Source organism: Pseudoalteromonas maris (assembly GCF_049257235.1).
Lineage (GTDB): Bacteria > Pseudomonadota > Gammaproteobacteria > Enterobacterales > Alteromonadaceae > Pseudoalteromonas.
In genome coordinates this window covers 13,082-36,346 of sequence record NZ_JBMMUF010000012.1, presented here as the reverse complement: position 1 = coordinate 36,346, position 23,265 = coordinate 13,082, and the positions used below count along the sequence as shown (strand labels likewise).

The 23,265-nt window shown below is 46.7% G+C and carries 21 protein-coding genes and 3 tRNA genes; 12 read left to right on the top strand and 12 right to left on the bottom strand.

All coding sequences use genetic code 11. The features are described 5' to 3' along the window. The first annotated feature begins 65 nt into the window (after positions 1 to 65). From ubiE to AAEU32_RS14275, 10 genes are all read left to right on the top strand, one after another. Positions 66 to 821 (top strand): bifunctional demethylmenaquinone methyltransferase/2-methoxy-6-polyprenyl-1,4-benzoquinol methylase UbiE, encoded by a 756-nt coding sequence (gene ubiE, locus AAEU32_RS14320; RefSeq protein WP_421971222.1) that lies wholly within the window; start codon positions 66 to 68, stop codon positions 819 to 821. A 9-nt stretch (positions 822 to 830) separates the two neighbouring features. Then, positions 831 to 1,469, top strand: a complete 639-nt coding sequence (locus tag AAEU32_RS14315) for a ubiquinone biosynthesis accessory factor UbiJ (protein WP_421971221.1) — start codon at positions 831 to 833, stop codon at positions 1,467 to 1,469. Beyond that, positions 1,469 to 3,070 carry a ubiquinone biosynthesis regulatory protein kinase UbiB gene (gene ubiB, locus AAEU32_RS14310; RefSeq protein ID WP_421971220.1) on the top strand — a complete coding sequence of 534 codons (1,602 nt, stop codon included), beginning with the start codon at positions 1,469 to 1,471 and terminating at the stop codon, positions 3,068 to 3,070. The genes AAEU32_RS14315 and ubiB overlap by 1 nt, the downstream gene beginning before the upstream one ends. 66 nt (positions 3,071 to 3,136) lie before the next feature. Beyond that, positions 3,137 to 3,385 (top strand): Sec-independent protein translocase subunit TatA, encoded by a 249-nt coding sequence (tatA, locus tag AAEU32_RS14305; RefSeq protein ID WP_421971262.1) that lies wholly within the window; start codon positions 3,137 to 3,139, stop codon positions 3,383 to 3,385. Positions 3,386 to 3,390: 5 nt separating this feature from the next. After that, positions 3,391 to 3,708 carry a Sec-independent protein translocase protein TatB gene (tatB, locus tag AAEU32_RS14300; RefSeq protein ID WP_421971219.1) on the top strand — a complete coding sequence of 106 codons (318 nt, stop codon included), beginning with the start codon at positions 3,391 to 3,393 and terminating at the stop codon, positions 3,706 to 3,708. Then, a complete protein-coding gene (tatC, locus tag AAEU32_RS14295) occupies positions 3,701 to 4,441 on the top strand; it encodes a twin-arginine translocase subunit TatC (RefSeq protein ID WP_421971218.1) in 741 nt (246 codons plus the stop codon). The genes tatB and tatC overlap by 8 nt, the downstream gene beginning before the upstream one ends. Continuing rightward, positions 4,438 to 4,980 (top strand): hypothetical protein, encoded by a 543-nt coding sequence (locus AAEU32_RS14290; protein ID WP_421971217.1) that lies wholly within the window; start codon positions 4,438 to 4,440, stop codon positions 4,978 to 4,980. The genes tatC and AAEU32_RS14290 overlap by 4 nt, the downstream gene beginning before the upstream one ends. A 2-nt stretch (positions 4,981 to 4,982) precedes the next feature. Beyond that, positions 4,983 to 5,747, top strand: a complete 765-nt coding sequence (locus AAEU32_RS14285) for a TatD family hydrolase (RefSeq protein ID WP_421971216.1) — start codon at positions 4,983 to 4,985, stop codon at positions 5,745 to 5,747. Between the two features lie 112 nt (positions 5,748 to 5,859). Then, positions 5,860 to 6,870, top strand: coding sequence for a porphobilinogen synthase (gene hemB, locus AAEU32_RS14280; protein WP_421971215.1), 1,011 nt, complete (start codon positions 5,860 to 5,862; stop codon positions 6,868 to 6,870). Between the two features lie 147 nt (positions 6,871 to 7,017). Continuing rightward, positions 7,018 to 9,648, top strand: a complete 2,631-nt coding sequence (locus AAEU32_RS14275) for an ExeM/NucH family extracellular endonuclease (RefSeq protein WP_421971214.1) — start codon at positions 7,018 to 7,020, stop codon at positions 9,646 to 9,648. 145 nt (positions 9,649 to 9,793) lie between these two features. Here AAEU32_RS14275 and AAEU32_RS14270 read toward each other — a convergent pair whose 3' ends face one another. From AAEU32_RS14270 to nudE, 10 genes are all read right to left on the bottom strand, one after another. After that, positions 9,794 to 10,231 carry a hypothetical protein gene (locus AAEU32_RS14270; protein ID WP_421971213.1) on the bottom strand — a complete coding sequence of 146 codons (438 nt, stop codon included), beginning with the start codon at positions 10,229 to 10,231 and terminating at the stop codon, positions 9,794 to 9,796. 1,113 nt (positions 10,232 to 11,344) lie between these two features. Continuing rightward, positions 11,345 to 12,082 carry a hypothetical protein gene (locus AAEU32_RS14265; protein WP_421971212.1) on the bottom strand — a complete coding sequence of 246 codons (738 nt, stop codon included), beginning with the start codon at positions 12,080 to 12,082 and terminating at the stop codon, positions 11,345 to 11,347. Between the two features lie 59 nt (positions 12,083 to 12,141). After that, a complete protein-coding gene (locus AAEU32_RS14260; protein ID WP_421971211.1) occupies positions 12,142 to 13,929 on the bottom strand; it encodes an alkaline phosphatase in 1,788 nt (595 codons plus the stop codon). A gap of 11 nt (positions 13,930 to 13,940) precedes the next feature. Continuing rightward, positions 13,941 to 15,524: an alkaline phosphatase gene (locus AAEU32_RS14255; protein ID WP_421971210.1), complete on the bottom strand. Its 1,584-nt coding sequence runs from the start codon at positions 15,522 to 15,524 to the stop codon at positions 13,941 to 13,943. A gap of 251 nt (positions 15,525 to 15,775) precedes the next feature. Further along, the gene (gene fusA, locus AAEU32_RS14250; protein ID WP_421971209.1) at positions 15,776 to 17,863 is read right to left on the bottom strand and encodes an elongation factor G; all 2,088 of its coding nucleotides are present in this window, start codon (positions 17,861 to 17,863) and stop codon (positions 15,776 to 15,778) included. A gap of 836 nt (positions 17,864 to 18,699) precedes the next feature. Then, positions 18,700 to 18,776 (bottom strand) — tRNA-Met (locus AAEU32_RS14245). 50 nt (positions 18,777 to 18,826) lie between these two features. Further along, a tRNA-Met gene (locus AAEU32_RS14240) sits at positions 18,827 to 18,903 on the bottom strand. Between the two features lie 63 nt (positions 18,904 to 18,966). Further along, positions 18,967 to 19,043 (bottom strand) — tRNA-Met (locus AAEU32_RS14235). A 145-nt stretch (positions 19,044 to 19,188) separates the two neighbouring features. Then, on the bottom strand, positions 19,189 to 19,992 hold the full coding sequence (gene cysQ, locus AAEU32_RS14230) for a 3'(2'),5'-bisphosphate nucleotidase CysQ (RefSeq protein ID WP_421971208.1): 804 nt from the start codon (positions 19,990 to 19,992) through the stop codon (positions 19,189 to 19,191). A gap of 59 nt (positions 19,993 to 20,051) precedes the next feature. After that, positions 20,052 to 20,612, bottom strand: coding sequence for an ADP compounds hydrolase NudE (nudE, locus tag AAEU32_RS14225; protein WP_421971207.1), 561 nt, complete (start codon positions 20,610 to 20,612; stop codon positions 20,052 to 20,054). A gap of 60 nt (positions 20,613 to 20,672) precedes the next feature. Here nudE and yrfG point away from each other — a divergent pair, with 60 nt between their 5' ends. After that, complete coding sequence (gene yrfG / locus AAEU32_RS14220; protein WP_421971206.1) at positions 20,673 to 21,326, top strand: GMP/IMP nucleotidase; 654 nt, start codon at positions 20,673 to 20,675, stop codon at positions 21,324 to 21,326. Here the strand turns inward: yrfG and AAEU32_RS14215 are convergent. After that, complete coding sequence (locus AAEU32_RS14215) at positions 21,323 to 21,943, bottom strand: dUTP diphosphatase (RefSeq protein WP_421971205.1); 621 nt, start codon at positions 21,941 to 21,943, stop codon at positions 21,323 to 21,325. The two genes, yrfG and AAEU32_RS14215, sit on opposite strands and share 4 nt — an antisense overlap. Before the next feature lie 121 nt (positions 21,944 to 22,064). Between AAEU32_RS14215 and AAEU32_RS14210 the strand changes: the two genes are divergently transcribed. Beyond that, positions 22,065 to 22,703: a peroxiredoxin-like family protein gene (locus tag AAEU32_RS14210; protein WP_421971204.1), complete on the top strand. Its 639-nt coding sequence runs from the start codon at positions 22,065 to 22,067 to the stop codon at positions 22,701 to 22,703. Between the two features lie 55 nt (positions 22,704 to 22,758). Here the strand turns inward: AAEU32_RS14210 and AAEU32_RS14205 are convergent, their stop codons facing one another. Next, positions 22,759 to 23,262, bottom strand: coding sequence for a hypothetical protein (locus tag AAEU32_RS14205; RefSeq protein ID WP_421971203.1), 504 nt, complete (start codon positions 23,260 to 23,262; stop codon positions 22,759 to 22,761). Between the last annotated feature and the right edge of the window lie 3 nt (positions 23,263 to 23,265).

Here is a 23,265-nt window from a genome sequence, read left to right as displayed (position 1 = left end):
ATCCTTGAGCTGTTACTGGGGCTCAAGTACACTATGGCAAACTTCCCCTCTAGACTTGAATGAGCATGAAAGAAGCAGATCAAAAAACCACGCATTTTGGCTTTAAGACCGTAGCCGCAAATGAAAAAGCGGCCCATGTAGCCGATGTATTCCACTCGGTCGCGGCAAAATACGACTTAATGAATGATTTGCTTTCTTTTGGTATCCATCGTCTGTGGAAACGCGTAACGATTGCCAGCTCTGGTGCACGTCGCGGCCAAACCATTCTCGACTTAGCAGGTGGCACAGGCGACCTTACGGCTAAATTCAGTCAACTCGTGGGGGAAACAGGCAAGGTTATTCTTGGCGACATCAATGATTCAATGCTCAAAGTGGGACGCGATAAGCTTCGCGACCGTGGCCTTGTAAGCAACATCGAATACGTACAGATGAATGCTGAAGAGCTCCCATTCCCAGACAATAGCATTGATGTCATTACCATTGCCTTCGGCTTGCGTAATGTCACCGACCAAAGCAAAGCGCTTGCGTCTATGTATCGTGTACTTAAACCTGGTGGTCGTTTGTTAATTCTTGAATTTTCAAAGCCTGAGCACGAAGTATTGACCAAGTTGTATGACCTATACTCATTCAATATCTTGCCAAAAGTTGGCGAAGTTGTACTCAATGACAGTGAGTCCTACAAATACCTTGCCGAGTCAATTCGTATGCACCCAGACCAGCAAACGCTGGAAAGCATGATGCAAGAAGTGGGCTTTGAGCAAACCTCTTATCAAAACATGACCGGTGGTATTGTTGCCCTGCACCGCGGCTTTAAATTTTAAGGAACGGGCATGCTCGCGCACTTCGCTTTAGCCGCCATAGAAACACTTGCAAACCGTGTACTCTCGCTAGACTCGCAGGCAAGCGAGCGGCTCAAAAAAGTGCAATCACAGAGTTTGGTGGTGCATGTGCGTGATTGGCAGCAATATATTAGCGTGGTGTACGCCAGTGAAGGCTTGATGCTGCAACTGCACGAGCAAGCAGTTGAACATTATGATTGTTTTATCAGTGCTGATACTGACACCTTAATGCAACTCAAAGATCCGTCACTGCTCACTCATTTGATTCGTCAACATAAGCTGGATATCGAAGGTGACATTCATCTTGCACAGGCATTTAGCCAAGCTTTTAGTGAGCTTGATATAGACTGGCCAGAACACTGGTCTGGCTATATAGGCGACGCCCCTGCACAGCTTCTTTGGCAAAGTATTAGCAAAACAAAGCAGCAATTTCAGGACAACAAAGGCAAGGTAGATCATATTGTGCTGACGTTACTTCAAGACGAATTAAAAGTTGCCATACATCCCCTTGAAATCGAGCAGTTTACTAGAAAAAACAGGCAATTAAAAAACGACCTACAACAACTTGAGCAGCGTGTAGATGCGTTACTCGCACACTCTTGTCAATCCACAACGCATCGAGGTCACTAGTGTCGGCAGCGCGATTGTACTTCATCACCAAAACCTTACTACAACATGGCATAGACGAACTTTTGCCGCAGCAAAAACTGCCCTGGTTTGCCAAGGCACTGCGCAGCTGTTTGTTTTGGTTACGCAATCGCCATAAAGATGAGTCGGCAGGCAAGCGTTTACGTTTGGCACTGCAGGCGCTCGGCCCTGTATGGATTAAATTTGGGCAAATGCTATCTACTCGTCGAGACTTATTGCCAGCAGACATCGCCGACGAACTAGCACTGCTGCAAGATCAAGTACCACCTTTTTCTGGCGAAAAGGCGAAGGAAATTATCGAAAAAGCGCTCGAGCTTGATGATATTAGCGATGTGTTTGGTGAATTCGAGGTCACCCCTTTGGCCTCTGCGTCAATCGCCCAAGTTCACACCGCAAAATTATGTGATGACGACGGTCACTACCATGATGTCGTGGTGAAGGTGATTCGCCCCAACATACAAAAGCAAATCGACGCCGATTTGACCCTGATGCAACACTTCGCAACAGTCGTGGCTAAATTACTGCGCGAGGGTCGCCGTTTACGCCCTGTAGAGGTTGTTAAAGAGTACAAAAAGACCTTGCTAGACGAGTTGGATTTAATGCGTGAAGGGGCGAATGCCATTCAATTACGCCGCAACTTTGAACACTCGCCTGCTCTGTATATTCCGTATGTATATAGCGATTACAGCCGCAGCAATGTGTTGGTCATGGAGCGTATTTACGGCATCCCTGTTTCTGACACCGATGCACTACTCAAGCAAGGAACGAATATGAAACTGCTCGCGGAGCGTGGTGTTGAAGTATTCTTCACCCAAGTATTTCGCGACAGCTTTTTCCATGCCGATATGCATCCCGGTAACATTTTTGTGTCTTATGACAACCCTCACGATCCACAATACATTGGCATTGACTGCGGTATCGTTGGTACCTTAAACAAAGAAGATAAGCGCTACCTAGCTGAAAACTTCATTGCCTTTTTCAATCGTGATTACCGCAAAGTAGCTGAATTGCACGTAGACTCTGGCTGGGTGCCTGCCGACACCAGTATTGAAGAATTTGAATTTGCCATTCGTACCGTGTGCGAACCAATTTTTAATAAACCGTTGGCTGAGATCTCATTTGGGCATGTACTTGTAAACCTGTTCAATACCGCTCGGCGCTTCAATATGGAAGTGCAGCCACAACTGGTATTACTGCAAAAAACCTTGCTGTATGTTGAAGGCTTGGGCCGACAGCTTTACCCTCAGCTAGATTTATGGAAAACCGCTAAGCCATTCCTTGAAGATTGGGTTAAAGACCAAGTAGGTCCGTGGGCGGTAGCCAAACAAATGTATGCTAATTTGCCGTTTTGGGCTGAAAAAATGCCTGAGTTACCGGATCTTATTTATCACAGCCTCAAACGCCAACAACATCCCACACCGCCACCCGCGGTGAGTCAGCGCCCTATTATTTTGGCTCTTGCTGGGTGTAGTGGCCTGATCATTGCCGCTCTACTAACCTTAGCAGGACATAACGTGGCATCGTCTATCGCTGCGGTGACGGGTTTGGCGGCATTAATTTGGGCTTGGCGCAAGGGCGCATAACCCTATGACAATAGTGCTTTGCGCGCTATACTGCGCAGCACGTTAACGACTACTTCGGAGAACATTATGGGCATTGGCGGTATTAGTATTTGGCAGTTATTAATCATTCTTGCAATCATCATTCTTATTTTTGGTACCAAGAAATTGCGCAACCTCGGTGGTGATTTAGGTAATGCGGTCAAAGGCTTCAAAAATGCTGTTGCTGACGATGACAAGCAAGCAAAGTCAGAGCAAACTCCTGAAGAACAAAAGCTAACTCAAAGCAAAGAACAGACTGAAGAAAAGTCGCCAGAGCAACCTAAAGATAAGGTATAACCCATATGGGAATGTGGGAGCTGGTTGTCGTTTTTATCGTCGGACTCATTGTGCTCGGGCCTGAGCGCTTGCCTGTCGCTATTCGCACAGTAAGTCGCTGGATAAAAAGCATAAAAACAATGGCTAACCATATTTCTGCGGAAGTCAGTGAAGAACTGCGTGTCCACGAACTGCATCAAAACCTAAAAAAGGCTGAACAGCAGAATATGGAAGACTTACCCAGCGAACTACAAGACTCAGTGAAAGAGTTAGAAAAAGCAGCCCAATCTGTAACTCGCAGCTACGACAAACAAAAGCAGCAAAGTAGTAACAAAGATGAGTGAAACCCAAGCAAGTGGCTTTATTGCCCATTTGGTTGAACTACGCAACCGCCTAGTACGAGCCCTACTATCCGTGTTGGTGATCTTTATCGCCTTGGTGTACTTTGCCAACGACATTTATGCGTTTGTTGCAGCCCCCTTGCTCGATCATTTGCCCGAAAACAGCCACATGATCGCTACGGATGTGACAGCCCCTTTTTTCACCCCATTCAAGTTAACGCTTTTTGTTGCTCTTTTCGCTGCAATTCCCTTTATTTTGCATCAAGTTTGGTCGTTTATAGCACCTGGCCTGTATCAACATGAGAAGCGGATGTTGATTCCCGTGCTGCTCTCAAGCATTTTACTTTTTTATAGCGGCATCGCTTTTTGCTACTTTATAGTACTGCCAATTGTACTGGGCTTTTTTACCGGTATCGGCCCAGAAGTCATGACTTTGACGCCTGATATCAGCAGTTACCTTGGCTTTGCTCTAAAGCTATTTTTTGCTTTTGGCGTAGCCTTCGAGATCCCAGTCGCAATTATGTTATTGTGCTGGAGTGGCGCAACAACAACTGATAGCCTAAGGCAAAAGCGCCCTTACATTGTTGTTGGTGCATTCGTAGTGGCCATGTTTTTAACACCACCGGATGTATTGTCACAAACGTTACTCGCGCTCCCCATGCTCCTACTGTTCGAGCTAGGCCTTATTCTGGCGGGGTTTTATAGCGCAAAACCATCACAGGAAGAAAGACAATGAACAAATACCTTGTGCCAGCCTCACTTATTTTATTAACGACAGTTGCTGTGCCGGCAATAGCCAATAATGGCGTTAACGTACAGGCCCTTAAAGCCTGTAGCATGATTGAAAACGATTTTCGTCGTTTGCTTTGCTACGACAATGTTGTCGCGGGTGAGCCTATTGATGCACAGCGCCAAAAGAGCAAAGGCGAAGGGAAAGGTAAGAACAAAGAAAAAAACCTTCCTGAGCAAGCCGCCCCAAGAGCGAGTGCAGCAACAGCAGCCGAGCATAAAGCAGATGATTTTGGCCTTGAGCATAAGCAAATAGAAGAAAATTCTGCTGATGAATTAGTCGCTAAAGTGACTAAGGTGAAAGAAGCACCATATGGTGAGCTCATCATCACCCTAGACAATGGTCAGGTGTGGCGTCAGCAAGGTGCTGAGTCATTTATACTCAAATCAGGTGATACAGTTGTGATCAGCCGTGCGATGTTCAACTCATTCTTACTGAAAAAACAAGGTCTTAATAAATCTATTCGCGTTAAACGCACTGACTAAATATGATAGACGCGGGCGTTAATCTTACTAGCAGTCAATTCAGTAAAGATACTGACGAAGTCGTGCTGCGCGCCCGCGAAGCTGGCATCACATCAATGATGCTGATTGGCTGCGATGAACAAGATAGTCATGATGCCCACACCTTGGCGCAGCACTATGGCTTTTATAGCTGTGCGGGCGTACATCCTCATAATGCCAAAGATGCCAGCGCCAACTTAGAAGAAAACCTTCGCTGGCTTGCGGCCCACCCACATGTTATTGCCATTGGTGAATGTGGCCTTGATTATAACCGCGACTTCTCACCGCGCGAGCAACAACGCGAGGTATTTACTCGCCAGCTGGCTCTGGCCAATGAGTTAAACATGCCTGTGTATTTGCATGAGCGTGATGCAAGTGACGACATGCTGGCAATACTAAAAGAGCATGCTCCACGAGGCGTTTTGCATTGTTTTACAGGTGGTCCAAAACAGGCTGAGCAATACCTCGAACTAGGTCTTTATTTGGGTATAACAGGATGGGTATGTGATGAGCGCCGCTCACAAGAATTGAACCAAGCGCTGAATGTTATTCCTGTAGAGCGCATTCTGAGTGAGACCGACGCACCTTACTTGTTACCGCGCACTATTCGTCCCAAGCCCAAATCTCGCCGCTGTGAGCCTGCTCATTTGCCCTATGTTATCACCCACCTCAGTAACCATTTCCAACTGAGCGAAGCACGAATGGCAGCGATTACCAGTGATAACTTCAAGCGCCTTTTTCACCTTTAGAAGTATTTGAACATATTGAGTAGAATCAATTAATTGCTATTTACGCTGAGCGCGCGCCACCATTAGCTGGTACTATTTAACCTCAGCCAAGTTCTAGTTTCAGGAGAGCACTATGCCACAGTCAGGGTTGGATCTATTTCCTTACACACGCATGCGCCGTTTGCGCAAAAACGATTTTTCTCGCCGCTTAACGCAAGAACATCAACTCAGTGTTAATGACCTGATTTATCCTGTTTTTGTGCTCGAAGGTAAGAATCGTCGTGAAGCCGTTGAATCCATGCCGGGTATTGAGCGCCTTTCCATTGATTTATTAATTGAAGAAGCTAAAGAGCTGGCGCAGTTAGGCGTGCCTGCCATTGCGCTGTTCCCAGTAACGCCAAGCGATAAAAAGTCGCTGCATGGCGAAGAAGCCTACAACCCTGAAGGCCTCGCACAACGCACTGTACGTGCACTCAAAGAAGCCGTACCAGAGCTCGGTATTATCACCGATATCGCTTTAGATCCTTTTACTGTACACGGCCAAGATGGCATCATTGATGACGATGGCTACGTGATTAATGACGTCACAACAGAAATATTAGTGAAGCAAGCTTTATCACACGCACAAGCAGGGGCTGATGTTGTTGCTCCTTCAGACATGATGGATGGCCGCATTGGTGCTATTCGTGAAGCCTTGGAAGAACACGGCTTTATCCATACTCAAATCATGGCCTACTCAGCTAAATATGCATCAAGCTACTATGGACCATTTCGTGATGCCGTAGGCTCAGCGGGCAACCTCAAAGGTGCAGATAAAAAAACCTATCAAATGAACCCAGCGAATTCAGATGAAGCCTTGCGTGAAGTCGCTTTGGACTTACAAGAAGGCGCTGATATGGTCATGGTCAAACCGGGCATGCCTTATTTGGATATTGTTCGTCGCGTCAAAGACGAGTTCGCCGTTCCTACCTTTGCCTATCAAGTAAGTGGCGAATACGCCATGCATATGGCTGCTATTAACAATGGCTGGCTTGCGGAGCGCGAGATTGTGATGGAGTCATTACTTGCATTTAAACGTGCCGGTGCCGATGGTATCTTGACCTACTTTGCGAAAAAAGCGGCCATTTGGCTCAATGAGAAGTAACACAATATACACGGCGCTTTAGGGCGCCGTTTTTTTTACCTTGTTTGAAAACAAATTTTTAACATTTCGGTACAATTAGTGTAATCTTTCGCCCGTACACTGACGTACCCTTTTTTAAGGTTCTAACAAGAATAACGGGACTCCGAAATGACAACAAAGGCTCCAACAGCAATCGCCCTTGCAATCGCAGGTGCACTTGCATCCATCTCTGCTAATGCGCAAATATTTATTTCAGAATATATTGAAGGCAGCAGTAACAACAAAGCGCTAGAATTTTACAATCCAACTGATAATGCCATTGACCTAAGTGACTATAGTGTTGCTTATTATTTCAATGGCAGCACATCAGCGGGAACAAACTATCCGTTGATAGGCACTATTGCTCCTCAATCTACCCACGTAGTAGTAAACGCAGGTGCATACACCCCAACCAAAGCGCTAGCACAACAATTAAACTCTTTTAGCTGGTACAACGGTGATGATGCAATTGTGCTCAGCAAAGATGGTGAAGTAATTGATAGTATTGGCCAAGTTGGCGTCGACCCAGGTAGCTTTTGGGGCACCTCTGAGCTAAAAACGCAGAACCTAACACTACGTCGTATTGACGGCTCACCGCGACGCACCGATATTACCTCTGCCTATAACCCAAGCGTGTATTTCACCGCGGCACCACGTGACGATATCACTGACTTAGGTCAATATAGCGGCGGTGTAGGCCCTGTTGATCCTAATCCAAATCCTGAACCTACGCTAACCTGTGCAGACCCTGCAACGCCCATTCACAGCATTCAAGGCGCTACAGCGCAAAGCCCTCTTAAAGGCCAAAATGTTGTGGTAGAGGCCGTTGTTAGCGCTGACTTCCAAGCAGCAAATCAGCTGCGTGGCTTCTTCTTGTCGTCATTAGTTGCTGATGATAACGCGGCCACTTCTGAAGGCATTTTCGTTTATAACACCGAGTTTGACGTAAATGTGGGTGATATTGTTCGTCTAAGCGCAACAGTGGATGAATATTATGATGCTACGCAATTAAAAGATGTGGATGCACTGGTGAACTGTGGCACAACAGACGTAACGGCCACAGAAATCAGTCTTCCTGTTGCCAGCACAGCTGACCTCGAAGCCTATGAAGGCATGCTGGTACGAGTATCACAACCTCTGTATGTGATAGATCATTACAACCTAGCGCGTTACGGTGAAGTGGGCTTGGCGTCAGAGCGTTTGTATCAAGGTACGCAAGTAGCGATGCCAGGCGATGCTGCCAATGCCCATGAAGCACAAAATCAACTGAAGCAATTGTTGCTAGATGATGGCTCTACACAACAAAACCCAGAAGTCATTCCATATCCTGCAGGTGGTCTTGATGCATATAATACGCTGCGCTTAGGCGACAGTGTGTCAGGGCTTACTGGGGTATTGGGCTATAGCTTCAACCAATATCGTTTGCACCCTACCGATTCGGTGCAGTTCATTGCCAACAATCCACGTGTAGCAAGCGCCGAGCTATCTGCGCACGGCGACTTTAAAGTAGCCAGCTTTAACGTGCTTAATTACTTTAATGGCGATGGCATGCAAGGTGACTTCCCAACACCTCGCGGTGCTGATAGCGTTGCTGAATTTGAACGCCAACAACACAAGTTGGTCAGTGCAATCACCGCGCTTGACGCCGACATTATTGGCTTAATGGAAATCGAAAACGATGGCTTTGGTGCAAACAGCGCATTGGCTTCGTTGGTGAATGCACTCAATAAAGCAACAGCACAGGATCGATATGCCTATGTGCATTTTGGCACTGACCAAATCGGCACTGACCAAATTACCACCGCACTCATTTATCGTCGCGACCGCATTATCGAAAAAGGCACACCAGCAATTAACGACCAAGGTGCTTTGTCATATGGCAACAGAGCAGCTATTGCGCAGAGCTTCCAGCATAAAGACAGCAAAGAAGTCATCACAGTCGCAGTGGCACACCTAAAATCAAAAGGTGGTTGTCGCAGTGCACAAGGCTTAGATGCTGACCAAAATGACGGTCAAGCGTGTTACAACGCAACGCGAGTAGCAGGCGCGACTGAGTTCAGCGCATGGCTGGCAACCAAACCAACGGGTGTGAATGACGACGACATCATTATCGTCGGTGATATGAACGCCTATGCTAAAGAAGACCCAATTAGCGCTTTTGCGGATGCAGGATATGCCAATGTGATCCCCACCCTAGATGGCGACACCCTAGGTTATTCGTACAATTTCCAAGGTCGCCTTGGTAGTCTTGATCACGCCCTAGCATCACCAAGCTTGATGAATAAAGTGATTGCAGCAACCGATTGGCACATCAACGCCGACGAGCCACGCGTACTTGATTACAACGTCGAGTTTAAATCTGACTCGCAACAAGCAAGCTTGTATGCGCCGCATGCGTATCGCGCTTCAGATCATGACCCTGTGATTGTGGCAATTGACGCTGCAGAGCCTGTTGCTGAAGAAGCCGGTGAATATACCAATATCTCTGGGTGGTTCTGGCCGAAAAACTACACTATTGAGATCCCTGCAGGTTTCGATTACCTCGACATTGAACTAGAAGGTGGTTGGGGCGACGTCAACTTATACGTCAGCCACCAGCGCCGTCCATCGGTGTTCAAAGCTGATTGTGAGTCAACTAACAGCGGCGCAAATCAGCTGTGCCAGTTTGAAAACCCAGAAGGTGGTAAATGGAAAGTTCGCCTAATCGGTGCAACCCCATACGGCGACGTCACCCTACGCTACCGCGCACTTAAGTTCTAATTGCGCGAATACGCTAAGAACTAAAAAGGGCAGATAGTTTATCTGCCCTTTTTGTTGGAATACTTAATGGAAAAGTGTGCCATGGTGCTTGTTGTTGTCGGTCAACGCCTGTTAGATTTGAATTAACGCCGCAAGCTGAGGCGCGTTAGCGCGTCTCGCCCGAAGGCTCTTGCTGATTTGCCTTGTTAGTGCTTGATTGCGGCTGCTCAATGCCGGGGCCCTGCATCATTTGATTATTTTTATCTACGATTTTTTTATATTTATCCATCATGCTCACAATGGCGCTATTATCTGGATCGATTGCCCCTTCCAGAGCGCTCGTTAAATTTGCTATTTCCATTGCGTCATCTCTTGCTCTAACGTAGAGCCTCGCAATCTCCCACTCTTCTGGAGTGGTAGGTTTGGGCAGTAATGAAATTTGACTCTGCCATGCCTGTTGTTTTTGATTGGCGGCAGCATTGATGCCGGCAAACAGATACTGCAGCTCATTTTTTCGCTTTTTGGATTCATTGATTATGGCAGCTTGATAAATGGCTATAGCAGTTCCAACTATCCCAACGATCAATCCAATTATTTCCATCATATTGCGATATCCTCTAGAGCACTGACAGTATATTAGTGCGAATTATCGGTTAAGTAAGTTATTCACAACCCAGATTTTTCACGCTAACTAAATTTTATTCAATAATACCAGAAAGTTACCAGCCATTTTGATTACAGGCAATAACAGGTACACAGTTTAAAACTGAGCCTTCACCTATAGCCTCATAATTCTTAAGTTTAGTTCGACTACCACAGGTATCGCTTTCCCCCTGACATTTGCGCTGAGCATGGTGGGCGGGTAGCACAACTTGACCTTGGATGGTCAGGTTAAGCGAATCGAGGCAAGGATAGCCGAGTTTCGCTGTATGCGTTAGTCGCACAGCACGCGCAAGCATCAGCAAATTTGGGGGTGTCCTAGGAGTTGTTAGAGGAAATGGACAAGCATTTCCTCTAACCCGTCGTCGGCGGTCCGACAAAATCTAACTGTAAAATCCTTTGTCGACGCAAAGCACCGACCAACAAAACAGCGATGCTCAATCGCTACAGACAGCAGAACTGGCGGCACCAAAAGCCGCAAATGTCATCGTCAGGCTAAAGCCTGACCCACAAGGATTCCCTCCTCCCTGATATCTGCGCTGAGCATGGTGGGCGTTAGTCGCACAACACGCGCAAGCACCAACAAATTTGGGGGTGTCCTAGGAGTTGTTAGAGGAAATGGACAAGCATTTCCTCTAACCCGTCGTCGGCGGTCCGACAAAATCTAACTGTAAAATCCTTTGTCGACGAAAGCACCGCCCCACAAAACAGCGATGCTCAATCGCTACAGACAGCAGAACTGGCGGCACCAAAAGCCGCAAATGTCATCGTCAGGCTAAAGCCTGACCCACAAGGATTCCCTCCTCCCTGATATCTGCGCTGAGCATGGTGGGCGGGTAGCACAACTTGACCTTGGATGGCTAAGTTAAAAGCCCTATGAGTTGTTTGAGGGCGATGAGCGAACGAAGCAAAGCTTCGGTCTCTCGTCGCCCAACGCGACAAAGTCTGACCTAAACAACAATGCCTGCAATTACCTGTAGGCGAGGCTTTAGCCTTGCAAGGTTGTCAGGGTAAACCCTGACCAACAAAACCGCCGCTGTCGGCGGCCCGACAAAGCCTAGTGGTGATGCCCACCGATCGCATGCCCCTGACTATCGTAGAACCCTGAAGCGCCATGCTCAACAAAGCCTTGATTAATCATCTTGCTCAAAAATGGATCGCTCTCGTTGTCACCCACATCGGCATAGTCTGTGATTTGATAGCGATCCCACAATGCAAACTGCTGCTCTACGATGTGTCTAGCCGACTGATAATCACGTAATTGCAGTGAGCTAATCACCTTTGTTAGCCCGTTGGGTGCTTGTTCCTTTACCGTCATTGACTTAAGCAAATCCAGTTCAGGTAACCATTCAATGGCGATACTTTGCTGTCCTTGACGATGCTCAAAGCGCACTTCGCGATTACAGCCATGGCCATATTGCTTAACTGAAGACGTCAGCAAACTATCACTGACTAATTGGTATTTCTGTGACCAATCCGGCTGGTTGTGACTTCTTAGTTCACCCGGTTGATACTCAATGCCACGTTGATACGTTTCGAAATATCGCGTGGGTCGTAATTGCCCTGTTTTAAGCTGCTGCCATTTTTCAACCACACCTGTATCAACTGATTGATGCGCAATGGCTGAATTAAATCGCCAAAGGTTGAAGCGTCTTACTTCCCCTTGCGCCTGTGTTTGGTGGTAGCTCGCTTTGATGATCTCGGGATTAACATCGCATTGCTTAGCCGGTGCTGCAACGGCAAGTGTAGCTTGGTTTAGCACCATACCTAATGTGATAAAAACTAAATACTTCATTGATAATCCAATATAAAAAGGGCCAAGACATAGACCTTGACCCTGATGAGTGAACCCGGTTAATTAGGTAGTTTCGCCTGTGCTTGAGTAACCAAGTCAGCTGCATAGTTCATTACATGGAAAATGTAGCTTTGCTCGTTGGTGCCTGTAACTAGATGTGCACCAGGGCCTTGAGCGTAAATCCCCACATCTTCACCAGCGTGTGTCTCTGAGCTCATCGGTACTAATGCTTCTTGGTGGAAGCCTGGTGTTGTAGTATCAACATTCGTTAAATCTACGCGACCGGTCACGATATCACCGTTGTAGCCTGCATCTGCGTCTGTCTCTGCGCCTAAGTCTTTGAAACCATTACCATTTGCATAACCAAGCGTGGTATACGGCATTCCATCAGCTGCCAATGTCGGTGACTCTTTCCCCACACCCACAACCTTACCTAAGATCGGATTACCTCGTTTGGGATAGCCCGCTATGGTAAATACATGGCTGTGATCGGCAGTGACAATGATCAGGGTATCTTCGCTATTGGTGTTATCCATAGCAGCTTGCACGGCGTCAGCAAACGCGACGGTATCATGCAAGGCGTTGTAAGCATTCCCTGCGTGATGACCGTGGTCGATACGACCCGCTTCTACAGTGAGGAAGAAGCCTTCGCTGTTATTATTAAGAATGTCGATGGCTTTGGTCGTCATTTGTGCCAAAGAAGGCTCACCAGCAATATCATTCGCTCGGTCTTGTTCATATTGCATGTGCGACTCATTGAACAACCCGAATACACGCTCAGTCGTTGCCGCATCGATAGCGTCAAAGCCTGCTTGATCTATAACGTATTTACCCGTTGGGTAAGCTTGTTGCCATTTTGCCGTTAAGTCGATGCCATCCGTACGGTCACCTTCAGTACTACTCACCGCGTCAGTACTGTTAAACGCAGGGTCTTTCGGTAAGAAGTGACGGCGACCGCCACCCATCACGACTTCAATACCATCTACATCAACATCAAATCGTGCTTCGAGGTTTTGCTCAAAGTTCACTAATTGCATCGCGATGTCTTCGCACCCTTGGATCACTGCGTCGCTTGGCATATCAGATACATCTTCCCAATTACGATCCGCCGATTTAGCATAGGTTGCCGCTGGTGTTGCGTGGGTAATACGCGCCGTTGATATAACACCTGTTGATTTACCTGCTATTTCTGCAAGCTCCAAAGCTGTCACGAGTTCATTACCAGATACAGACGCACAATTACCGCGCTCAACGCCTTCAGCCACGCCAATCACGCCGACGTCAGTTTTTACGCCTGACGCCATGGCAGTCATGGTGCCGGCAGAGTCTGGTGTTTGTGCATCTACGTTGTAGGTTTTTGAGAAACCTGAGAATGGCATTTTTTCAAAGCTTAACTGGTGCTCTTCACCCGCTTTGCCTTCAAGCTGACCTGCCAGAATTCGCGCCGCAGTCACCGTGGAGATACCCATACCGTCACCCACGAATAAGATCACATTTTTCGCTTTAGGTGCTGAAGTCATCACCGCCTCCGAGCGCGATTGTGCCGCACTTACTTTCGCTTTTGCATCTGTAAACCATGTATTTTGCGTTAAGTTAGCTAACTCAGACTCATCAAGCGACGTCTTAACTGGGTTACAGTTTATTTGAGAGGCGTCTACTTCGCTGCCTTCAAGCTGACCATTGCCATTATCATCAGCACCCGCTTGCACTTTGATACCACCGTTAACACACTGGCCATCGCCCACAGCTATCGCTGTTTCAAGTGTTAGTTTTTGCGGCGCATCATCGTCTGAGCACCCCGCCAATGCAGCAGCTACTGCTACACAAAGAAAACTTAGTTTTTTCATTGAACGTATCCCTATTGCTTCGTTAGCTCAAGTGCTGAATCTATGATGTGGAAAACCATACTTTGCTCCACCACGCCTTGCGCTAAGTGCGCACTCGGACCTTTGGCATGAAGCGCAATATCTTCACCTGCATGTGTTTCTGAACTCAGTGGAATAGTGGCTTCTTGGTGAAATCCCGCAGCCGTGGTATCGATACCAGCTATGTTCTGGCGACCAGCCAGTGCCGCTTCGCTGTAACTTGCATCAGCATCGGTTTGTGCACCAAGGTCACGAAAGCCCAACCCATTGGCGTAACCAACCGTGGTATATGGCTGTCCATCCGCGGCTAATGTCGGTGTGTTTTTGCCTACCGCAACGACTTGACCAAGTATCGGATTCCCACGTTTTGGATAGCCCGCAATGGTAAATACGTGGCTATGATCCGCGGTGACTAGGACTAGCGTCTCTTCTGGATTAGTGTTAGCAACAGCCATTTGCACTGCTTTTGCCAGCTCAATGGTGTCGTTCAATGCATTGTATGCATTACCTGCATGATGCCCGTGGTCGATGCGCCCTGACTCGACGGTTAAAAAGAAACCTTGGTCATTGTTATCAAGAATATCAATAGCTTTAGCTGTCATTTCAGATAGTGAAGGCTCGCCTGAGATATCATTTTCGCGGTCTGCTTCGTATTGCATGTGCGACTCATTGAACAATGCAAAAACACGCTCCGCATTGGCATCGATGGCATCAAATCCCGTTTTATCCCATACGTATACGCCGTTTTCATATTGCTGCTGCCATTGCGCAGTGAGGTCGACACCGTCTGTGCGGTCCCCTTCGACGGAACTGCGTGCATCGGCAGTGTTATAGGCCTCGTCTTTTGGCAAAAAGTGGCGACGACCACCACCCATAACGACTTCGATACCATCAACGTCCGTCCCTAGAAAACGCGCTTCTAGGTTTGCCTCAAAGTTAACAAGCTGACTGGCAATATCTTGGCATCCAGCCTCTATCGCCTCAGCAGGCATATCCGACACATCTTCCCAGTTACGATCAGCTGATTTAGCGTAAGTTGCAGCCGGAGTCGCATGAGTGATACGCGCTGTTGATATAACTCCCGTGCTTAAACCGCGGATTTCAGCTAACTCCAAAGCGGTAACAAGCTCATTGCCGGCAACGGTTGAGCAATCTCCGCGCTCAACGTCTTCGTCTACACCTATCACCCCAACATCTGTTTTAACACCCGACGCCATCGCCGTCATGGTGCCCGCCGAATCTGGAGTTTGCGCATCTACATTGTATGTTTTTACTTGCGCAGAATAAGGGAAGGTCTCGAAGCTAAGGTAGTTTTCCTCTCCCAGCAGCCCCTGTTGCTGTCCCTGCAGAATTCGTGCTGCGGTGAGTGTTGAAATACCCATACCGTCACCTACAAACAGAATCACGTTTTTTGCTTTGGTAGGTTTTTGTGCCACCGCATGCTGTTGCTTGGCGACCACTTTGTCTTGATCAGCTTGGTACCATGGGCTTTGTGATTGTGCCGCAGGTAACACGCCTGCAAAAGCATGGCTCGATAGCGCAAGAGCCGAGGCAAGTGCTAGCTTTGTCATTTTCATTATGTATTCCCGAGTGATGATTGAGAACGTTTTGGGTGCATTGCACCTAAAAGCGACTTCCTAATAGCAAGAGCAGTATCTCGCTGCTGGGCATACTCTAAAGGGAAAATGTTGCTAAAAAATAACGGTTCGTTGACTTAAAGATGATAGAAATATGACTACTAGATGACAGCCGAAATGATTTATATCGATATAAAAGGCATAAAAAAACCCAAGCTAAAAGCTTGGGTTTTTCTGTAAAAAAGAACTAATTACTTAGCGTCTTTCTTCGCTTTTTCAGCTGCAATTACTTCTTCCGCTACATTGTTCGGACAAGGTGCGTAGTGTGAGAACTCCATAGAGAACTGACCACGACCTGAAGTAATAGTACGTAGGTGGCCGATGTAACCGAACATTTCTGATAGTGGTACTTCACCCTTGATGCGAACGCCCATAGCGCCTGCTTCTTGGTCTTTGATCATACCACGACGACGGTTAAGGTCACCGATTACGTCACCCACGTTGTCTTCCGGAGTGAACACGTCAACTTTCATGATTGGCTCAAGAAGCTGCGGGCCCGCTTTAGGGATAGACTGACGGAATGCACCTTTCGCTGCGATTTCGAACGCGATTGCTGATGAGTCAACTGCGTGGAAACCACCGTCGAATAGTTCAACTTCAACGTCTAGTACTGGGAAGCCTGCAAGAACACCTTGCTCCATCATTGAAGCGAAGCCTTTCTCAACTGCTGGCCAGAATTCCTTAGGAACGTTACCACCAACAACTGATGAAGTGAACGTGAAGCCTGAGTTTGGCTCACCTGGCTTGATGCGGTAATCAATTTTACCGAACTGACCAGAACCACCAGACTGCTTCTTGTGCGTGTAGCTATCTTCAACTTGTTGCGTGATAGTTTCACGGTAAGCAACCTGAGGTTGACCAACGATTAGGTCTACGCCGTAAGTACGCTTAAGGATATCAACTTTGATATCTAGGTGAAGCTCACCCATACCTTTAAGGATGGTTTCGCCTGAATCTTCGTCAGTTTCAACTTGGAATGACGGATCTTCTGCAACCATCTTACCGATAGCGATACCCATCTTCTCGTTACCGCCTTTGTCTTTAGGAGCAACAGCGATTGAGATTACTGGATCAGGGAAGATCATCGCTTCAAGTGTACATTCGTGCTTAGGATCACAAAGAGTGTGACCTGTTTGAACGTTCTTCATACCTACAACAGCGATGATGTCACCTGCTTGTGCTTCGGTAAGTTCAGTACGCTCGTCTGCTTGCATCTCAACCATACGGCCGATACGCTCAGTTTTACCTGTAGCAGAGTTAAGAACTGTATCACCCTTCTTCATGCGACCTGAGTAGATACGGATGAAGGTAAGTGCACCGAAACGGTCGTCCATGATTTTGAACGCTAGCGCTTTAAGTGGCTCATCTGCAGAAACAGTTGCTACTTCACCAGTAGGCTCACCTGTTTCAGGATCAGTTAGTGGCTGAGGGTCAACTTCAGTAGGAGCTGGTAGGTAGTCAACAACAGCATCTAGTACTAGTTGAACACCTTTGTTCTTGAACGCAGAACCACAGAATGTTGGGAAGAACGAAAGGTCACGAGTACCTTTACGGATACATGCTTTGATTTGCTCAATTGAAGGCATTTCACCTTCCATGTACGCTTCCATTAGGTCGTCGTCTTGCTCAACCGCAGACTCAACTAGCATCTCATGGTATTCTTCAACTTTGTCTACCATGTCTGCTGGAACGTCTTGTACTTCGTAGTTTTCTGGAAGACCAGTGTCATCCCATACGTACGCTTTCTTCTCAAGAACGTCAACAACACCACAGAACTCGTCTTCGATACCGATAGGAAGAGTCATAACAAGTGGGTTTGCACCAAGTACGTTACGTACTTGATCTACAACGCGGTAGAAATCAGCACCCATACGGTCTAGTTTGTTTACGAAGATAACACGTGCAACTTCTGATTCGTTCGCATAACGCCAGTTAGTTTCTGACTGCGGCTCAACACCACCAGAACCACAGAATACACCGATACCACCGTCAAGTACTTTCAATGAACGGTATACTTCTACTGTGAAGTCAACGTGTCCAGGAGTGTCGATTACGTTTAAACGGTGACCTTTCCACTCACACGTTACAGCAGCTGACTGGATTGTGATACCACGCTCTGCTTCCTGCTCCATGAAGTCAGTTGTTGACTCACCATCATGTACTTCACCAGTTTTGTGGATTTTACCGGTGAGCTTAAGGATACGCTCAGTGGTGGTAGTTTTACCCGCATCAACGTGCGCGAAAATACCAATGTTTCTGTATTTGGATAAATCTGCCATTTCTATACTCTGATTGGTCGAAAAATTATTCGGCGGGAGTATATCACCTCTTGCAATGAACATCATCATCGAAACCGCTTAAAATGCAATCAAATTGAGAAAAACTGGTAAAGGTGGAGTTTTTTGAGTGCTCAATCGATTGCTGTAGTGCTTCTGACCTACAAATCGCGGAGATCCTAGCCCGATCCTGCATCTCATTTTGCGAATGCGCACACTGAATGTGACATTTTTTATATGAGGAGCAGCTCAATACTACCGCGCTTGTACCTTTTATATAACCAACACAGTGTGTTGGAATTAAAATCGGCCGAAAAAGGCTTCAAGTAGACAGCGTGAAGACAACACACATTGGCAAGCGTTGAATGTCGAACAACATGAATACTATTGGTATAAGTCAGGGGGAATTGACTGAAAGATATTCAAAAATTGGTTTTGGAAACTGTGAGTATTGAGAATGAACGCGACACGCCGTGGCGACGACCGTAGGGCGAACGATAGTAGTTTTTTGAGAAAGTTCGTGAGGAATCACTGAGAATTGGTTGCGGGAGCCGGATTTGAACGCGACACGCCGTGGCGACGCCCATAGGGCGAGCGATAATAATTTTTTGAGAAAATTCGTGAGCAATCACTGAGAATTGGTTGCGGGAGCCGGATTTGAACGCGACACGCCGTGGCGACGACGTTAGGGCGAACGATAGTAATCTTTTGAGAAAATTCGTGAGGAATCACTGAGAATTGGTTGCGGGAGCCGGATGTGAACGCGACACGCCGTGGCGACGACCGTAGGGCGAACGATAGTAGTTTTTTGAGAAAGTTCGTGAGGAATCACTGAGAATTGGTTGCGGGAGCCGGATTTGAACCGACGACCTTCGGGTTATGAGCCCGACGAGCTACCAGGCTGCTCCATCCCGCGCCAGTAGACTGAGGGTTTATTTTTAACTTCTAACCGAACAAAAAAGAAGTTGGTTGCGGGAGCCGGATTTGAACCGACGACCTTCGGGTTATGAGCCCGACGAGCTACCAGGCTGCTCCATCCCGCGCCAGTAGACTTGAAAGTTGTTTTGCTTCTGCTTTCTAAAGAAGTGGGCTTTCCAATTAAAAATTGGTTGCGGGAGCCGGATTTGAACCGACGACCTTCGGGTTATGAGCCCGACGAGCTACCAGGCTGCTCCATCCCGCGCCAGTAGACTTTTACGTCTTAATCTCGTTGCCTTTGGGGGTACCCTGCGTCAACGAGAGCGCCATAATATAGCAAAAGATTTAAAATGCAAGTTTAAAACTGAATATCTGTTTCAGATGCTGATTTTTCAACCAACACCATCATTCTAATCGTGATGAGAGCGTTGGTGAGGGTTTATCATCTTTTGCCATTCCCAATCAGGATGACCCATCACGATAAAGTCAGGGTTCTCAGTTGACTCACGTTGGTTATAAGTCAATGGGTTAAACTCAGCATCAGTAATGCATCCACCCGCTTCTTCAACAATAATTTGTGACGCGCCAGTGTCCCACTCGCCCGTTGGCCCGATGCGCATAAAGCAATCGGCTTTACCTTCGGCGATGATACATGCTTTGAGTGAACATGAACCCAACGCAATGGTATCAAACGAAGTGTTGAGGTATTGGCTAACGGCTTCAAGTTTCTGGCGACGACTGACAGCCAAGGTTAATCCCGCTGGTTGAGCAACGCTAATTTGCTGGGTGCCTTGCTCAGACTTTTTAAACGCACCATGTTTATACGACGCATAGTAGGTAATGTTTTTTGCGGGCCAGTGAATCACGCCGAGAACCGGATGGTTGTCCTCCACCAGCGCAATGTTCACGGCAAAGTCACCACTTTGTAAGATAAACTCTCCGGTGCCATCCATAGGATCAAGCAACCAATATCGCTGCCAATGCTGCCTATCCGCCAACGCTGGGATAGGTGTTTCTTCTGACATAATAGGGATATCGGGCGCTAACTCGCGTAGACCTTTAACAAGCACATCATTCGCGGCAATATCCGCCTTGGTTACGGGAGTGTCATCTGATTTGACCTGACGGCCAATATCAGGCTGTTTGTAAATAGCCATAATGGCCATTCCGGCTTGCTCTGCCAATTCAATGCACGGCTGTAAGAATTCTTGCAACTTCGCCCCCTTACCTTTTTGCCTATATCAATGCTTTGATGCGCTTACCAATTCTACCGCTATGTGCTGCTTGAGGTGTTTATTAATAATAGCAAAGCAGCCACACTTCGCGCTTCTGTAAAATCGGGCTCTGATAATAATTGCTGCCACTGTGATTTTGGCCAATACACAACTTCCAATGGTTCAGGCTCATCCCCTGCTAATACTTCTGGGTATAGATTAGTCGCCGTTAAGATGTGCATTTGCGCGTTAAAGTAACTTGGAGCCAATGACACTTGCTTGAGGCACGACATAGTTTTAGCGCCCAAACCCACTTCCTCTTTGAGCTCTCGATTAGCGGCCTGCTCAGGCGTCTCACCTGGGTCAATCAACCCTTTGGGGAAACCCAGTTGATAGTTATGTGTACCAGCACAGTATTCTCGAACTAAAATCAACTCGTCATTTTCGGTCACGGGCACGATCATCACGGCACCTCGACCACCGCCACGAATACGCTCATACTGACGCTGCTCGCCATTAGAAAAACGAAGATCAAGTGCCTCAACGGTGAATAATCGGCTTTGCGCTGTGACCTGATTATTCAATATTTCTGGAGGAATTTGCTGCTTTTTCTGTGTCATGGTCACGACTTTGTTATTATCACCTTGTTCTCATCATAATTGTTTTATTAGGAAAATCCTATGCCGAATTGGGCCAATATCGATACAGTATTACTCGACATGGACGGTACGTTACTTGATTTACACTTCGACAATCATTTTTGGTTAGAAGTGGTGCCTAACGCCTATGCAAAAAAGCATCAGATGAGCATTGATGATGCCCGTAAAGAGATGGCTAATAAGTACGAAGCAGTGCAAGGGCAACTACAGTGGTATTGCTTAGACTATTGGCAAGCAGAGTTACAATTACCCATCATGGAACTCAAGCGCGAGATACAGCACCTTATCTCCATTCGCGAAGATGCTATCGTCTTTTTACACGCCTTAAAAAAAGCGGGCAAAAAACTGATTTTGCTCACCAATGCCCATCGCGACAGCTTGAGTCTTAAAGTCGAGCTAACAGAGCTGGATAAGTATTTAGATACGCTAATCTCAACGCATGACTATGGGGTCAGTAAAGAACAACAACGTTTGTGGCAACAAGTAGAGGCTGACTTGCAGTTTGATAAAAGCCGTACACTGTTTGTGGATGACAGTGCCGCGGTGCTGGCTAGCGCGAAAGAGTTTGGTATAGGCCACTTACTCGCCGTGGCCAATCCAGATAGTAAACAGCCAATGCGCTTACTATCTGGTTATGAAAATATCACTGATTATCGCGATATTTTACCCGTTTAAGCTGGGTAACGCTGCTGCAGGCCCTGATAAACAAGGTGTGCGAAGTCTGGATTTTCAGTATCTAGGCTTTTCACTACCTCTACAAGGTGTTCGTTATCTTCTTGGCCATTCCACACTTTGACATAGGTGCCATCTTTGTAGCCATTGTCTTGGCGGAAGAAGTTCAGGGTATTTTTACCCACGTAACCACGGTATAAGTCGTCGATATTCATGCCAATTTGCTGCATACACCCAGCAAAAGCTCCAGCGTTGAATTGTTTGTCATTCACGGCACTTGCAGCAAGAATCTCTAGCGTCGCTTTAAAGTCATCTGCACATTGTGGCTGTGCCATTTCTTGCTCAAGCTGTTGTGCTAAATCGCTAAATGCTGTTTCGCCGTCAATACGCAGGCTCAAGCCAAAGTGGAAAATATCTACGAGCTCAAGGATCACTTGTTCAGTATCAGGCGTTTGTTTTTTCCACCACTTCCAACCGTAGTGGTCAAGCATTTCGGCACACTCAACCCAAATAGCTCGATACCATTCAAAACCCTGCTCGAACCACTGTTCATGGACTTTGGTGTTCATTGCATGCTGCATTTCAAGCATGACCGCGATTTTTTTAGCTGCGCTAGACATGTTTTTTCTCTTATTGATCCTCAATAGTAACTATCATACCGTTATCTGACGAAGGAATGAAAGATAATCCTAAGTACCTCGTTCTTGTGTTCGAGAACTTTTTTATAAGGCACGTTTTATCATGCTCAAAACATTCGTAAACACGCTCATTGCGAGCTCAACATTACTCATTGCCAGTCACGTAGCACAGGCAGCGACTATCACGCATATTAGCGACTCAGCGGAGCAAGTGAGCCCAGTTTTACCTGGGTTAGTGATCCCTGATAGCACATTAAAAAATACCCAAGGCGAAGAAGTCTCTATTAAAGCCCTAGTGAGTGAAAAGCCCACAATACTGGTGGTTTATCGTGGCGGTTGGTGCCCCTATTGTTCAAAACAATTGGCGAATATTCAAAAAGTTGAGCAGCAGCTAGTGGAAAAAGGCTTTCAAATTATAGCCGTATCTCCTGATAGCCCAGAAAAGCTTAGAGAAAGTAAAATTAGCTCAGCAAACTATAAGCTGCTTTCTGACGATCAGCTGCGCCTATCACAAGATTTAGGCTTGGCATTTTTCTTAGAAGACAAGGTTGCAGATATTTATCGCAATAAGCTCGGGGTTAACTTTGTAACCTTGGACGGTGAACAGAAAGTTGCTCTGCCAGTACCTGCGGTATTTGTTCTTGATACTGACTCTCGCGTGCATTTTCAATACGCAAACCCGAACTACAAAGTACGCTTAAGTGAGCAGTTGTTGTTGGCAGCGGCTGATTCAGTGCAGTAATGCCAATCAGTATGCTGATTGATATAAAAAAAGGAGCTTTCGCTCCTTTTTTATATTATCTCAATCGATATTCACACACATCATCCGTTATATAACGTGTATCGAATGACGAACCCGTTGTGAACTCAAAGCGCATGTCTTCGAGGTTAAAAATCGGATGAGGATGATCTTTCATCCATTGGTGTGTCGCGCGACAAATCCCCTCAAGCTTATGCAAACGGAATGTATCAACGACAACAACAGCGTTACCCTGTTCTAGATAACTGCGCTGCACATTTTCAACCCAGTCTGTATAGCCAAAATTACTGCGTAAGTAATATGCCAAGTCAGTTTCATCTACTTCTTTTGGACCGACATCAGGCGCTTGTCGCGCCTTTTGAGCAAACTGCATTAATGACATTTGCTCTTGCATAACTTGCTCTCGATAACCTCGAGGACAAGACTCCGTAGTGTATTTTACTTTCCCTGTTGGGCTGATACATTTACTCAGCTTCTTCTCATTTGCGCTAACGGTGCTTGCCGACATCAATACGGCAATCAAAATTAACCAGTAGTGCATACT